Here is a 13,337-nt window from a genome sequence, read left to right as displayed (position 1 = left end):
GAACACAATCGTGTTAGGACATTATTAATTGTTTAATTGGCCGGGCCGGCGTTTGCGCATTAGCCTGTCGCCAGTCTCCTCGTTGCGGTGGTGTTGGCAGTGAAGCGATCTCCTGGTGTCCCGACCTCTTCCCTCCTCCTTGGCCTTGTTTCGTTGGTTGGCGTCTCGTCGCTGCAAGTCAGTCCAGCGGCCGCGCAGTCGACATGGTTCAAGCGAATATCCACGCAGCCCGCCGCAAGCTCCGCCACCGTCGGCGGCAGCACCAGCGTGCCATATGGCTGGGTCGATTTCTGTCATCGCCGGCCGAAAGAGTGCAAGGTTCCCGCCTTGCCCGCCACGAGCGTCAAGCTGACCGCGCAGAACATGAGCATCCTCAAGCGGATAAACCAGAAGGCGAACCGCTCCATCAAGCCGGTCAGCAATTACGATCACTGGGGCACGATGATGGATCACTGGGACTATCCGGTGGACGGCAAGGGCGATTGCAAGATCTACGCGCTCTACAAGCGCAAGCTTCTCCAGGAAGCGGGATTTCCCCGACAGGCGCTGCTGATGACGGTGGTGCGCGACCTGAACAATGAGGGCCATACGATCCTGACGGTGAAGACCGACAAGGGCGACTTGATCCTCGACAATATGGTCGACGAGATCCGGCCCTGGAACGCCACCGGCTATTATTTCCTGAAGCGCCAGTCGCAGCAGAACCCGAACACCTGGGTTTCGATCAACCAGCGCGGCGGCACGGCGAAACGGCTGTCTCCAAGCTCGTAGGCTGAACTCACCTCAAAATCCGCGCGGCTCGGCTTGAGGGCCGGCTGGCGCGCCACAGACCGGTGATCCCCGATTTGCGAGATCGATGGGCCGGGAAAGCCCGGCCCATCAACGAGAGCTGACATCCTCGGCCGCGGCAGGCTATTGCTTGCAGGGCGGCTCGCCTGGGCGGCCGCAGCTCGGCCTCTTGTTGCCCTGCTGCTTGGGCTGCTGCACCAGGCGCCGTTCCTGCTGCTGGACTTGGAACTTCGGCTGCGCATGGAATTGCGGCTTTTCCTGCCTGGACAGCACCTGCACGTTCCGCTTGTTGACCTTTAAGTTGTGCTGGACATTGGCTTCGGTGCCGGCCTGGGCGCCACCGATACCGGTCGGCTTGTGGAACTTCTTGCCGCTGTCGCCACCAGCGCCCTGCCCGTTCGGGGCCAGGGCCGCGCCGGCGGCAAGGTCCTTGCGGGTAAACCGTTTCGGTTTGCCGCCATTCTGATCAGACAGGATCGCCGGGTTGTCCTTCCCGAGCTTGTCCTGGACGCTCGGTCCCTTCGCGACCAGCATGCCGTTGACGGTCGGCAGCCTGTGGAATTTACCCTTGCCGGTCTGCGCCCCGGTGCCCTGCCCGGTGACGATCCCACCCTGCTTGCCGAGCGTCTTCAGGCGGCTGTCCGCCACCGCCGGCTTGCCATTGACGAGCGGCAGCGTCTTGCCGTTGGCAAGCGGAACGGTCTTACCGTTGACGAGTGGCAGTGTCTTGCCGTTGGCGCCCGGCAAGGCATGTTCGGTCGCGAGCGTCTTCGACAATGGCGCCACAAGGCCCGGCTGCTTGCCTTGCTGGAGCGCCCGCTTCTGCAGCAGCGGCGGCAGCGCGACCTTGGTGGCCAAAGCGGCGGCCCCCAGCCCGACCGCGCCGGCCGTCAGCTTCTGGCCGGTGGTCAGGCCGCCTTGCGCATTGCCGTTCTCGTTGATCGTCGTGTTGTTGATGACGGTCGTGTTGTGGATGTTGTTGAAGATGATGTTGTCCGGCGGCGGCACGATATCACGCGGCGGGTTGAACCAGCGCGGCATCGGCACGAAGACCGGGCTCGGCAGGACGAAGACGCCGATCGGCGGCGGCGGTGGGGCCAGCACCACGAAATCTGGCGGCGGCGGCGGCAGGAAGAGCACCGCGACCGGCGGCGGCGGATCGAAATCGAAATCGGGATCGTCGAAATAGAGCACTGGACGATCGACATAGACGATCTCCTCCGGCGGCGGCGGCGACACGTCATAGACGATGACGGAGAAGCTCGGCGGCGGCTCGAATGCCGCATCGAAATGCTCGAGCCGGCGGCGCGCGTCCCAGGCGTGCGGGCCGTGCGGATAGCGCTCCAGATAAGACCAGTACGCCTCCGGCGTGTCGCGCATCCAGGTCTGGCGCCAGGTGATCGCCTCGCGCCGCGCTGCGATGATGGCGCGCACGCGCTTGGCCATCGGATCATGCGGATAGGCGACGAGGAAATCCTCGTAGCCGCCCATCGTGTCGCGATCGAGCGCCGCGACATAGGCGTCATGGGCGTCGAAGTCGCGGATCTCCCTTGTGCGATCGGCCTGGGACTCGGCTTGCGAAACCTTGGGCGCCGGTGCGTCCGGCGCGCGATCGAAGAAGACGAAGGGCGTGTCGATCTTCGAGACATCCCACGGCACCTGCGCGCCTTGCGTCACCTCGTTGACGCGCAGGCGCGTGCGGTCGAAGAGATCCTCGAGCGACAGGCCGCCATCGCGCATCATCTCGGCGAGCGCCTGGGCGTAAGCGCCATAAGGCCCCTTGCCTGCCGGCGCCGCCGTGCCAGGCGCGGCGTTGAAGGCGACCAGCATGTTCGGATCGGGATCGACCAGCGCGAGGCCACCCGCCAACGGCTGGTCCGACTGGGGGAAGTCATTCGGCCGCGCCGCGTCGAGCACAATGATATTGACCTTGGTCGGCAGGGCGGCGAGCGGCCTGGTGAGGTCGGAAACGCGCACAGCCTGGATCGGCACGTCGGCCGGATTGGCGATCTTGGCGTCGACCGGCAGGAAATAGTTCTCGCCCTCGAACTGGGCGCCGTGGCCTGCCAGGTAGACGAAGACGATCGCGTCGGGACCAGCGGCAGAAACTTTTGCCAGGAAATCGCGATAGGCGCCGCGCAGCGATTCCTGATCGACGTCGCGGGCGCCGACCACGTCGAAGCCGGCCGCCTGCAAGGTCTGCGCGATGAGGCCGGCGTCATTTGCCGGTGTTGCCAGCGCGCCCGACGGATAGGCGGCATTGCCGATGACGAAGGCGAGGCGCTTTTGCTGCTGCGCGAACGCGCCGGTCGCCGAGGCGGCGACAACAAGGAAGAGGGCGAAGAAACCGAGGAATTTCCGGAGCATCCGCATTTCAGGCCACCATTGTAAGAGCAACCGACGCTGTCGAGGCCCTTCCCCTCCTCCAGCGGATCCAGACTAGACGGTGCAAAGAGGCGGCTTTGCGGCGCGATTCCGGCGGCTTGCGCGCAAGCGCGCCCGGAAGCGGTGGCTTCAACGAAATGTGATCATGCCAGGGTCAGTTATCGCCGCCGCTTCGGCTTTTCCAAGAGCGCCACGGCCTCGACATGCGACGACCACAGGAACTGGTCGATCGGCGTCACGCTCTTCAGCGCGTAGCCGCCGTCGAGGAGAATTCGCAAATCCCGCGCGAGCGTCACCGGGTTGCAGGAGACGGCGGCGACCAGCGGCACTTCGGAGCGCGCGATCTGCTTGGACTGGTCCTCGGCGCCGGCGCGCGGCGGATCGAAGACCAGTCCGTCGAAGGCGTTCAACTCCTTGAAGGTCAGCGGCCGGCGGAACAGGTCGCGGCGTTCCGCGGTCACCCGCTTCAGGCCGGTGGCGAAGCGGTAGGCGCGGTCAAGCGCTGCAATTGCCGCGGCATCGCCTTCGACGGCATGAACCTCCGACTTCGCGCCAAGACGCAGCGCGAAGCTGCCGCAACCGGCGAACAGGTCCGCGACCTTCCTGGCGCGCGACAGATGCTGGCCGACAAGACCAGCCATCGCCTGCTCGGCGGCCTCAGTCGCCTGCAGGAAGGCGCCGGGCGGCACCGCGACCGCGAGCGATCCGAACTGCACCACCGGCTTCTTCGGCTCGACGACGATCTCGCCATCGACCGAAAGCCGCGCCAGGCCTTCGGCCATGACGAAGTTAGAGGCAATACGGCGCTGGTGGTCGCCAAGCTTGCCGGCATCATGGACAGCTATGTCGAGGCCCGAAGCGGTGACGGTCGCCGTCATGTGAAACGCCTTCGGCGTCGCGCAGACCAGGTCGGCCAGGGCCCGCAATTTATCGAGCGCCGCGACGATCGCCGGCAGCGAGATCGGGCATTCCTCGATCGGGATGATCTCAGAGGACAGCGCGCGCACGAAGCCGAGCAGCATGCCGGCCTCGGTGCGCCTGGCGCTGAAGGTGACGCGGCGGCGGCTGTGCGGCGCGCACGGCACCAGCGCGGCGATATCGCATGCGATGCCCTTGCCCTTCAGCGCCTGCACGACCTTCTCGCGCTTCCATTGCCGGTAGGCGTCGGCGTCGTAATGCTGCAGCGCGCAGCCGCCGCATTCGGTGAAATGGCGGCAGGCCGGATCGATCCTGAGCGGCGATGCTTCCAGGACCGACATCAGCGTGGCGCGGTCCTTCTGGCGCGCGGCGGTGACGGTTTCGCCCGGCAGCGTGAACGGGACGAAAACCTCCCCGCCCTCGGCATTGGCGATGCCGTCGCCCTGCGAACCGAGCCTTGCGATCGTCAAGCGTGTGCTCATCGCCCATCCTTCACGGCGGCGAGTAGGAACTCGCGATTGCCGTCGCCACCTTCGATCGGCGACGGGTGCAGCCCGAGGACCCGCCAGCCGTGAATATCGGCGAGCCAATCGCGCAGGTTCCCGGCAATGCGCACGGCATCGCCCGGATCCTTGAGCAGACCGCCCTTGCCGATCGCCTCGCGCCCGGCCTCGAATTGCGGCTTGACCAGGAGAATTGCCGCGGCGCCCTCGCCCGCCAGTTCCAGCCCAGGCGGCAGCGCCAGCTTCAGCGAGATGAAGGAGACGTCGCAGACAAGGAAGTCGGGAACGCGGCCGCCGAGATCGGCTGCCGTCAGATCGCGGGCGTTCAGCCCTTCGATCACTGTCACGCGCGGGTCGCCGGCAATGTCGGGATGCATCTGGCCGTGGCCGACATCGATCGCCGTGACGTGCGCCGCGCCGCGCTCGAGCAGCACCTGGGTGAAGCCGCCGGTCGAGGCGCCGATATCGAGCGCCTCGCAGCCTGAAGGATCCAGGCCGAAATGGTCGAGGCCGGCGATCAGCTTCAGCGCGGCGCGCGACACATAGGCCTGCGCCGGATCGTCGATGGCGACCAGGCAGTCCGGCGCGACAAGCTGGCCGGGCTTGCGGGCGACGGCACCGTCGACCGTCACCGTGCCGCGCTCGATCGCGTCGCGGGCGCGCGAGCGGCTGGCGAACAGACCGCGCCCGACGAGCAATTCGTCGAGCCGCTGGCGCTGGCTGGCTGGCAAAGGGGAGTTCATCGGCCTTCATTGGCGAAAGCCGGGCGCGAACGCAATGGGTTTGAATATCGGGCGACAGGCTGCAGAATGCCCGAGGCAACAGGCCGTCGTCAGTCGGTGGAGGTGGCAATGCTGAAGGGGACCTGTCATTGCGGCGCGGCCCATTGGACGCTGGAAGGCGATCCCGGCGGAATCACCGCCTGCAATTGCACGCTTTGCCGCCGCTACGGCGCGCTCTGGGCTTATGACTATGTCGACGAGCGCCTCCGTGTCGCCGGGCCGCTGAAGTCCTACACGCGCGCCGAGGTGGCCGAACCCGCGCTGGAAATCCTGTTCTGTCCAACCTGCGCCTGCGTGGTCGCCTGGCGCGGCCTGCGTTCAGGCAAGAGCGGCCGCACGCGCATCGCCGTCAATGTCAGGCTGGCACCGCCGCAGGACGTCGCCGACCTGCCGATCGACCATTTCGACGGTCTCGATAGTTTCGACGACCTGCCGCGCGACGGCCGCTGCGTGCGCGATATGTGGTTCTGAGCAATTCCCGGAAAAGTGTGAAACGGTTTTCCGTCCGGAATTGCGTCAAAGGAAAGGATAGAGCGGTTTGGCGTTTCCGTGAAACGGCGGACCGCTTTAGAACACGGTGCGGGAAACCCGGCGCTCGACGGCCGGTGCCAGGCCATCATTGCCGGAGGCTTCCTTGCGCGGCGTCTCGACGGGCGCCGGCGCGGGGGGCGCGGTCACGTCCGGCACCACGACGAGTTGAGGAACCTGCTTGTAGGAGAAGGGGCCGCGGATGTTGCCCATCTTGCCGGCGACGATATCCAGCACCGCCTTTTCAAGGTTGCGGTCGTAGCGCGTCTCGGCTGCCGCCGGCGCGGCCATGGCAACCAGCAAGGCCATGCTGCAAAGGAACGACTTCATTGTTCAAACCCCCAGCCTAGGACCAAGGTCTTAGCAGGGCGTCGTTGAAAATCGGCCAAGAGACAGGGTAAGTGAACCGCCAAACGAAAGCGTTAACAAATACTTACAATCTTAGATTGACGCAATTCCGGACGCAAAACCGCTGCACATTTTGCTGGAATTGCTTCTGGAAGCCGGCAAACCGATTCAGCGTCTTGAAGTTCTGATTCAGGCGCGCTGCGCCTGAACGCCACGGCCGAGAGCGGCGAAGACCGTGTGCACGATGCCGGCCGAGTCCAGGCCGGCATCGGCATACATCTTCTCCGGCTTGGCGTGATCGGTGAAGATGTCCGGCAGCACCAGCGGGCGGACCTTGAGGCCGCTTTCCAACAGGCCTTCATGGGCGAGGAAATGCAGCACCTGGCTGGCGAAGCCGCCGATAGCGCCCTCCTCCACGGTGACCAGCACTTCGTGCGAACGGGCGAGACGCCGGATGAGATCCTCGTCCAGCGGCTTGGCGAAGCGGGCGTCGGCGACGGTGGTGGAAAGGCCCGCGGCGCCAAGTTCCTCGGCGGCCAACAGGCAATCCTGCAGCCGCGTGCCGAAGGAAAGCAGCGCGACCTTCGTCCCTTCCTTGAGGATGCGGCCCTTGCCGATTTCGAGCACCGAGCCACGCTCCGGCATGTCGACGCCGACGCCGTTGCCGCGCGGATAGCGGAAGGCGATCGGGCCGTCATCATAGGACGCGGCGGTGCGCACCATGTGGCGAAGCTCCGCCTCATCGGCCGCGGCCATGACGACGAAGCCCGGCAGCGTGGTGAGGAAGGTCGTGTCGAAAGCGCCGCAATGGGTAGCGCCGTCGGCGCCGACGAAACCGGCGCGGTCGATCGGGAAGCGCACCGGCAGTTTCTGGATCGCCACGTCGTGCACGACCTGGTCGTAAGCGCGTTGCAGGAACGTCGAGTAGATGGCGGCGAAGGGCTTGTAGCCTTCGGTGGCCAGCCCCGCTGCGAAGGTCACCGCATGCTGCTCGGCAATGCCGACATCGAAGGTCCGCTGCGGAAACACCTCGCCGAACAGATCGAGGCCGGTGCCGCTCGGCATGGCGGCGGTGATGGCGACGATGCGGTCGTCCTCGCGCGCTTCCTGGATCAGACTCTCGGCGAAGACCTTGGTGTAGGCGGGCGCATTGGCCGGCGCCTTGGCCTGCGCGCCGGTGATGACGTCGAATTTGTTGACGCCATGATATTTGTCGGCCGCGGCCTCCGCTGGCGCATAGCCCTTGCCCTTCTGGGTGACGACATGGATCAGCACCGGGCCTTTGCCGTTGTCGCGCACGTTCCTCAACACCGGGATCAGATGTTCGAGATTGTGCCCGTCGATCGGGCCGATGTGATAGAAACCGAGTTCCTCGAACAGCGTGCCGCCGGTGACGTAGCCGCGCGCATGCTCGACGGCGCGGGCGATGGCGCGGTCGGCGCGCTTGCCGAGATAGGATGTCAGCTTCTTGCCGAAATCGCGCAGGCCCAGATAGGCCTTGCCGGAGGCGAGCCTGGCCAGATAGGCGCTCATCGCGCCGGTCGGCGGCGCGATCGACATGTCGTTGTCGTTGAGGATGACGATCAGCCGGGCATCGAGCGCGCCGGCATTGTTCAGCGCCTCGAAGGCCATGCCGGCCGACATCGATCCGTCGCCGATCACGGAAATCACATTGTTGCGGCCGCCCGACAGGTCGCGCCCCATGGCCATGCCGAGGCCGGCCGAGATCGAGGTCGAGGAGTGTGCCGCGCCAAACGGGTCGTATTCGCTCTCGGCGCGCCGGGTAAAACCGGAGAGGCCGCCTTCCTGGCGCAGCGTGCGGATGCGATCGCGGCGACCGGTCAGGATCTTGTGCGGATAGGCCTGGTGGCCGACGTCCCAGATCAGCCGGTCGTCCGGAGTGTTGAAGACATAGTGCAGGGCAACCGTGAGCTCGACGACGCCGAGGCCGGCGCCGAGGTGGCCGCCCGTCTGCGACACGGCGTCGATGAGCTCGGCACGCAGCTCGGCCGCGAGCTGCGGCAGCGCGCTCTCATCAAGCGTCCGCAGATCCGCCGGAATGCGGACCTTATCGAGCAGCGGCGTGTCTGGCTTCACTCGGGCGCGTCCTACCTCAATTGATCGAACACGGCGCTACCAGCAAATTGCGCCATAATCATGCGCCGGAATAGGCCGCCGGTGGGCGAATGTAAATGTGTGTCCGTGACGCGAGGTTGAGCGATCCCTAGCCCTCCGGCAGCGGGATAAACTCCTCCTCATCGCCAGGAACGATATCGAAGCGGCCTGTCTTCCATTCCTGCTTGGCCTGCTCGATGCGTTCCTTCGAGGACGAGACGAAATTCCACCAGATATAGCGCTTGGAACCCAGCGAAGCGCCGCCGAACAGCATGAAATGCGCGCCGCGCTCGGAGGAAACGACGATCTCCTCGCCTGGCTTGAACACCAGCAGCCGCTCGGCCGGAAAGACATCGCCGGCGATCGAGACTTCGCCTTCCAGCGTGTAGATGGCGCGCTCCTCGGCATCGGCCGGAATTTTCACGCTGGCGCCGGCGACCAGGCGCAGATCGGCATAAAGCGTGTCCGAAGCGGTCGCCACGGGCGAGCGCAGGCCTGAGAATTCGCCGATGACGACGCGGCCGCCGACGCCCTCGGCATCGATCTCGGGCAGACGGGCCATCGAGGTGTTGGCGAAAACCGGAGCAATCTCCTCCTTGCCGTCCGGCAGCGCCAGCCAGGTCTGGAGGCCGGAGACCGACATCGGCGCGCCGCGCAGTTCTTCCGGCGTGCGCTCGGAATGGACGATGCCGCGCCCGGCGGTCATCAGGTTCACGTCGCCGGGCGCGATCACCATTTCGGTGCCGAGCGAGTCGCGATGCCTGATCTTGCCGTCGAACAGGTAAGTGACGGTGGACAGGCCGATATGCGGATGCGGGCGCACGTCGAGCGCATGGCCGGCGCGCAGGATGGCCGGGCCCATGCGGTCGAAGAAGATGAACGGGCCGACCAGACGGCGTTTTGCCGTCGGCAAGGCGCGACGCACCTCGAAGCCGCCGATATCCTTGGCGTTCGGAATGACCATCAGTTCGATCTGATCGCAGGCGAAGGCATCGCCGGGTTCAGGATCGTTTCCCGGAAAGAAGCTCATGTCGGTTCCTCAGGCGAAGCGAAGCGCCGACCTGGCCTTCGCCTTGGCCGCCTCTTCCTCGCGATTGCGGGGTTCCTGGCTGGTCTCGAGCGAGTCGATCAACTCGCGCGCGATCGCTGCGATCGCCTCGACAGCATGGTGGAAAGCATGCTCGTTGCGCCTCGAAGGTTTCGTCGAGCCGCTCAGCTTGCGCACGAATTGAAGCGCTGCGTCATGCACTTCGTCATTGGTCGCCGGCGGCTCGAAATTGGCCAGGGTCTTGATGTTGCGGCACATGGCTTGAACTCCTTACCTGCTTGCTCTGCCCCTGCCCGGTCTGAGATCATGCACCGAGGTGTGTTGAGATTCAGGTCAGGCCGAGCCGAAAATGGTGGCTTCCGAGAACCGGAGCGGAGCGTACTTGAAGTACGTGAGCACCGGAAGCGCAGGAGGCCGCCATTTGCAGGCCGGCCTCACCTGAATATCAATACACCTCAGTCGGCGTCGAGCGGCTCCGTTCCTACCGGCTTGCCGTCGCGCGACAGCCTGATCTTCTCGACCTTGTCCTCGGCCGCCTTCAGCAGCCGGTCGCAATGCGCCTTCAACGCCTCGCCGCGCTCATAGATCCTGATCGACTGGTCGAGCGGGACGTCGCCGCGCTCCAGATCATCGACGATCTTCTCCAGCGCGTCGAGCGCCTGTTCGAAGCTCATCGCCTTGACGTCCTCATTGCCTTCCACTGCCATATCCTATCCCTTCATCAGCCGCCCGACATGGGCGGCGACTGAAAATGCCAGTCCCTGCAGATCGTAGCCGCCTTCCAGCAGGCTGACGAGCCTGTTGGAGCTGTGGCGGCCGGCGCGTTCCATCAACTGGCCGGTCGCCCAGTCGAAATCGTCCTCGGTCAGGTTGATCTCGGCGAGCGGGTCGCGATGGTGCGCGTCGAAGCCGGCGGAAATGATGATCAGGTCCGGCGCGAATGCGTCGATGGACGGCAGCACGCGCGACAGGAAGGCGTCGCGGAACAGATCGCTGCCGGTCTGCGGCGCGAGCGGCGCGTTGACGATGTTACCGGCGCCGGTCTCGCTCTTCGCCCCGGTACCCGGGTAAAGCGGCATCTGGTGCGTCGAGCAGTAAAGCACTGACGGATCGTCCCAGAAGATGTCCTGCGTGCCGTTGCCGTGATGGACGTCCCAGTCGACGATGGCGACGCGCTCGGCCTGGTGCTTCTTCTGCGCGTAGCGAGCGGCGATCGCCGCCGTGTTGAACAGGCAAAAGCCCATCGCCGTGGTCTTTTCGGCATGGTGACCAGGCGGACGGGCGGCGACAAAGACGTTGGCGGCACGGCCCTCGAAGACGTCGTCCACCGCAGCGTTGGCGCCGCCGATCGCCGTCACCACCGCCTGCCAGCTTTTCGGGCTGGCGCTGGTGTCGGCGTCGATCGAGACGATGCCGTTTTCGGGGATCGCCGCGCGCACGCGCTCGACGAAATCCTCGGGATGCGCATAGAGGATGGTTTTCTCGTCGCCTTCGGGCGCCTTGACGCGGTCGAGCGCGGAAAAAGCCTCGTCGTCGAGCACGCGCTCTATGGCGCGCAGACGGTCGGGCCGCTCCGGGTGGCCGGGCGGCGTCAGGTGTTCCAGAAAGATCGGGTGCGTGTAGAGACGGGTGGCCATGGCGCCTAATCTAGGCACCGGCGGCGCGGATGACCATGTTTGAAAGCCGAATGGCTGGGGAAAATTGCGTCAGCCCGTGTCGCTGGCGCCATTGGCGCGGCCCAGACTTCGAGATAAGGTCATCCCGCTGCCTGGTGCCCGCGACGCGGGAGAATCGGGAACACGGTTGAACTCCGTGGCGTGCCCAACGCTGTAAGGGGGACCGCGCCGGCAAAGCCACTGTCGATGACGGGAAGGCGCCGGAGCGGGACGATCCCGAGCCAGAAGACCGGCCCGGCAGACATGGTCACCCGCTTGGTCAGGCGGGAGACTGCTTGTCGCATGGGGAAAAGCGATGAAGGCAGCAGCGATCGCCGCGAGCGGCGATGATTTTGACCAATTGGCGCGCGACGCGGTCTACCGGGCCATGTTCACCAGGCGTGACGTGCGCAGCCATTTTGTATCCGACGATCTCGATGACAGTGTGCTGGCGCGGCTCATCACCGCCGCCCATCACGCGCCGTCGGTCGGCTACATGCAGCCGTGGAATTTCATCGTCATCCGCGACGCCGCACGGCGGCAGCAGGTGCGCGACCTGTTCCTCGCCGCGCGCGAGCAGGAACTGCCGGCGATGGAGGCGGAACGGCAGGCGCTCTACCGCAAGCTGAAGCTCGAAGGCATCTGCGAAAGCGCGCTCAACCTCTGCATCACCTGCGACCGGCAGCGCTCGAAGGATTCGCCGCTCGGGCGCTGGCACAACCCCGAGATGGACCTCTACAGCACCGTCTGCGCGGTGCAGAATTTCTGGCTGGCGGCGCGGGCCGAAGGCGTCGGCGTCGGCTGGGTGAGCATCATCGAAACCGAGGCGCTGAAGCGGCTTCTGTCGATCCCCGAGCATGTCACGCCAATTGCCTATCTCTGCGTCGGCCGCGTCTCGGCCTTCGCGCCGAAGCCGGACCTGGAAGCGCATGGCTGGGGCAAGCGCCTGCCCCTGCCCGAGTTGGTGATGAGCGAGACCTTTCGCGGCGCCGGCGAGGCACCGCTCAAATCGGCGATTGCGAGGCTTGGCAGCACATCGAAGCCATGATCAAGCAGCTCGGGGCGTATCCCAGCGCGAGCCGCCGCCGAAGGAGCCCAGCGCCTTGTCGCGCAACTCCCTGAACTTCGACGAGGTCTCGGCGAGCCGCCGGTCCCATTCGGGATTAGGCGTCTGGCCTTCGATCGCTTCGAAATAGACCTGCATCAGCGAAGCGATGGCGAAGGGCTCGATGAAGGCGGCCTTGAAGGCCCAGGCAAAGACGATGGCGAGCACAAAGGCCCAGCCGGCAAGCTCGCCCGGCATGACCCAAAGGATGGCGGCCGCGGGCGCCAGCATCAACAGGAAGATGACGAAGGACACGCCCCACATGATCACCGCCAGCCAGACAGCGTTCTTGACCATATGCTTGCCGTTCTGGGCGTAGAGCACGACGCCTTGCCGCGCCGTCTCGAAGGGCGAGTTCGAATTGATGCGGATGTTGTAGCCGAGGATGATCTCGTCGACATAGGTCAGCGACAGGCGGATCACCGTGTTGATGAAGCTGACCAGGCCGCTCAGGCCCGGAATAGGCAGGAATGCGGCGATGCCGCCGATCAGGCCGGTGATGGCGCGGATGGCGCCCTTGACCAGCTGGTCGACGACGAAAAGGATGTTGGCCTCGGCGAAACGCTGGGTGACCACCTCCTTCGCATAGGCGATCTGGCCCTGGCCGTCGGGCACGTCGTGGCCGTCGATCAGATGCACCATGACGGCGATATGGCCCGCTTTCAGCACATAAAGGATGTATTCTCGGATCCAGTAGACGGCGATCGAGACGACGCCGAAGCCGACCACGCCGCCCCACAGCGCAAAGGACGTCGGGCCGTCCGGATCGGTCGAGATATGGCCGACGCCGTAGCCGACGCTGGCGCCCGTGCCGGTCGCCATGATGTAGGCGACGGTGATGCCGAAATAGACGATCATGCGAAAGACGATGAACGGCCATGTCCGCATCATGATGGACACTGACCGGCCAATGCTGAAGTCCCACATGGCCCCGACTCTCCACACCCCGTGCGCATGACCCCGAAAATCGGAATCGATTTTCGGAAAGGGATCATGCGCCAAATCAAGTTTTACAGCGTCCTTTGCGCGTTCAAAGAACGCGCGGCGCTGTATGAGTTGGCGGTGGAGGATGCGCTTGCCCCGGCTATTGTCAATCACGGGAGGGTTGCGTCGGTCCGAAACCGGTGCACAACCCGGTGGCTTGGTTACCCAAGCGTCCGG

The 13,337-nt window shown here is 65.2% G+C and carries 13 protein-coding genes and 1 riboswitch; of the genes, 3 read left to right on the top strand and 10 right to left on the bottom strand.

Translation table 11 applies throughout. The features are described 5' to 3' along the window. The first annotated feature begins 87 nt into the window (after window positions 1-87). Window positions 88-771: a transglutaminase-like cysteine peptidase gene (locus FJ471_RS32310; protein WP_348643389.1), complete on the top strand. Its 684-nt coding sequence runs from the start codon at window positions 88-90 to the stop codon at window positions 769-771. 141 nt (window positions 772-912) lie between these two features. On the opposite strand, the gene FJ471_RS32305 is transcribed toward FJ471_RS32310, so the two are convergent. The 3 genes from FJ471_RS32305 to FJ471_RS32295 form a co-directional block, all read right to left on the bottom strand. Continuing rightward, window positions 913-3,162 carry a caspase domain-containing protein gene (locus FJ471_RS32305; protein WP_140809617.1) on the bottom strand — a complete coding sequence of 750 codons (2,250 nt, stop codon included), beginning with the start codon at window positions 3,160-3,162 and terminating at the stop codon, window positions 913-915. A gap of 170 nt (window positions 3,163-3,332) precedes the next feature. Further along, window positions 3,333-4,574, bottom strand: coding sequence for a class I SAM-dependent RNA methyltransferase (locus FJ471_RS32300; protein WP_140809614.1), 1,242 nt, complete (start codon window positions 4,572-4,574; stop codon window positions 3,333-3,335). Continuing rightward, entirely contained in the window at window positions 4,571-5,338 is a 768-nt protein-coding gene (locus FJ471_RS32295; RefSeq protein WP_140809612.1) for a TlyA family RNA methyltransferase, read from the bottom strand. Before FJ471_RS32295 ends, FJ471_RS32300 begins: the two co-directional genes overlap by 4 nt. Window positions 5,339-5,446: 108 nt before the next feature. Between FJ471_RS32295 and FJ471_RS32290 the strand changes: the two genes are divergently transcribed. After that, window positions 5,447-5,848 (top strand): GFA family protein, encoded by a 402-nt coding sequence (locus FJ471_RS32290; protein ID WP_140809610.1) that lies wholly within the window; start codon window positions 5,447-5,449, stop codon window positions 5,846-5,848. A gap of 96 nt (window positions 5,849-5,944) precedes the next feature. Here the strand turns inward: FJ471_RS32290 and FJ471_RS32285 are convergent, their stop codons facing one another. The 6 genes from FJ471_RS32285 to FJ471_RS32260 form a co-directional block, all read right to left on the bottom strand. Beyond that, window positions 5,945-6,235 (bottom strand): hypothetical protein, encoded by a 291-nt coding sequence (locus FJ471_RS32285; RefSeq protein ID WP_140809608.1) that lies wholly within the window; start codon window positions 6,233-6,235, stop codon window positions 5,945-5,947. 207 nt (window positions 6,236-6,442) lie between these two features. Continuing rightward, window positions 6,443-8,350: a 1-deoxy-D-xylulose-5-phosphate synthase gene (dxs, locus tag FJ471_RS32280; RefSeq protein WP_140809606.1), complete on the bottom strand. Its 1,908-nt coding sequence runs from the start codon at window positions 8,348-8,350 to the stop codon at window positions 6,443-6,445. Window positions 8,351-8,477: 127 nt separating this feature from the next. Continuing rightward, window positions 8,478-9,398: a pirin family protein gene (locus FJ471_RS32275; protein ID WP_140809604.1), complete on the bottom strand. Its 921-nt coding sequence runs from the start codon at window positions 9,396-9,398 to the stop codon at window positions 8,478-8,480. Between the two features lie 9 nt (window positions 9,399-9,407). After that, window positions 9,408-9,674, bottom strand: coding sequence for a DUF2277 domain-containing protein (locus FJ471_RS32270; RefSeq protein WP_140809602.1), 267 nt, complete (start codon window positions 9,672-9,674; stop codon window positions 9,408-9,410). Between the two features lie 197 nt (window positions 9,675-9,871). Continuing rightward, the gene (locus FJ471_RS32265; RefSeq protein ID WP_140809600.1) at window positions 9,872-10,123 is read right to left on the bottom strand and encodes an exodeoxyribonuclease VII small subunit; all 252 of its coding nucleotides are present in this window, start codon (window positions 10,121-10,123) and stop codon (window positions 9,872-9,874) included. A 3-nt stretch (window positions 10,124-10,126) separates the two neighbouring features. After that, a complete protein-coding gene (locus FJ471_RS32260; RefSeq protein WP_140809598.1) occupies window positions 10,127-11,053 on the bottom strand; it encodes a histone deacetylase family protein in 927 nt (308 codons plus the stop codon). Between the two features lie 115 nt (window positions 11,054-11,168). Then, window positions 11,169-11,345, top strand: a riboswitch (cobalamin riboswitch). 42 nt (window positions 11,346-11,387) lie between these two features. Between FJ471_RS32260 and bluB the strand changes: the two genes are divergently transcribed. Beyond that, window positions 11,388-12,119, top strand: a complete 732-nt coding sequence (gene bluB, locus FJ471_RS32255; RefSeq protein WP_140809596.1) for a 5,6-dimethylbenzimidazole synthase — start codon at window positions 11,388-11,390, stop codon at window positions 12,117-12,119. Here the strand turns inward: bluB and FJ471_RS32250 are convergent, their stop codons facing one another. Next, window positions 12,120-13,103, bottom strand: a complete 984-nt coding sequence (locus FJ471_RS32250; protein WP_140809594.1) for a hypothetical protein — start codon at window positions 13,101-13,103, stop codon at window positions 12,120-12,122. Between the last annotated feature and the right edge of the window lie 234 nt (window positions 13,104-13,337).

The sequence above is a fragment of the Mesorhizobium sp. B2-7-1 genome (assembly GCF_006440735.1).
GTDB lineage: Bacteria > Pseudomonadota > Alphaproteobacteria > Rhizobiales > Rhizobiaceae > Mesorhizobium.
This window is presented reverse-complemented; position numbering and strand designations above follow the sequence as displayed.

Coding starts and splice junctions, on each gene's coding strand:
- FJ471_RS32250 (WP_140809594.1), bottom strand. CDS start 13,103: ATGTGGGACTTCAGCATTGGCCGGTCAGTGTCCATCATGATGCGGACA.
- bluB (WP_140809596.1), top strand. CDS start 11,388: ATGAAGGCAGCAGCGATCGCCGCGAGCGGCGATGATTTTGACCAATTG.
- FJ471_RS32300 (WP_140809614.1), bottom strand. CDS start 4,574: ATGAGCACACGCTTGACGATCGCAAGGCTCGGTTCGCAGGGCGACGGC.
- FJ471_RS32260 (WP_140809598.1), bottom strand. CDS start 11,053: ATGGCCACCCGTCTCTACACGCACCCGATCTTTCTGGAACACCTGACG.
- FJ471_RS32270 (WP_140809602.1), bottom strand. CDS start 9,674: ATGTGCCGCAACATCAAGACCCTGGCCAATTTCGAGCCGCCGGCGACC.
- FJ471_RS32285 (WP_140809608.1), bottom strand. CDS start 6,235: ATGAAGTCGTTCCTTTGCAGCATGGCCTTGCTGGTTGCCATGGCCGCG.
- FJ471_RS32265 (WP_140809600.1), bottom strand. CDS start 10,123: ATGGCAGTGGAAGGCAATGAGGACGTCAAGGCGATGAGCTTCGAACAG.
- FJ471_RS32275 (WP_140809604.1), bottom strand. CDS start 9,398: ATGAGCTTCTTTCCGGGAAACGATCCTGAACCCGGCGATGCCTTCGCC.
- FJ471_RS32305 (WP_140809617.1), bottom strand. CDS start 3,162: ATGCGGATGCTCCGGAAATTCCTCGGTTTCTTCGCCCTCTTCCTTGTT.
- FJ471_RS32295 (WP_140809612.1), bottom strand. CDS start 5,338: ATGAACTCCCCTTTGCCAGCCAGCCAGCGCCAGCGGCTCGACGAATTG.
- FJ471_RS32290 (WP_140809610.1), top strand. CDS start 5,447: ATGCTGAAGGGGACCTGTCATTGCGGCGCGGCCCATTGGACGCTGGAA.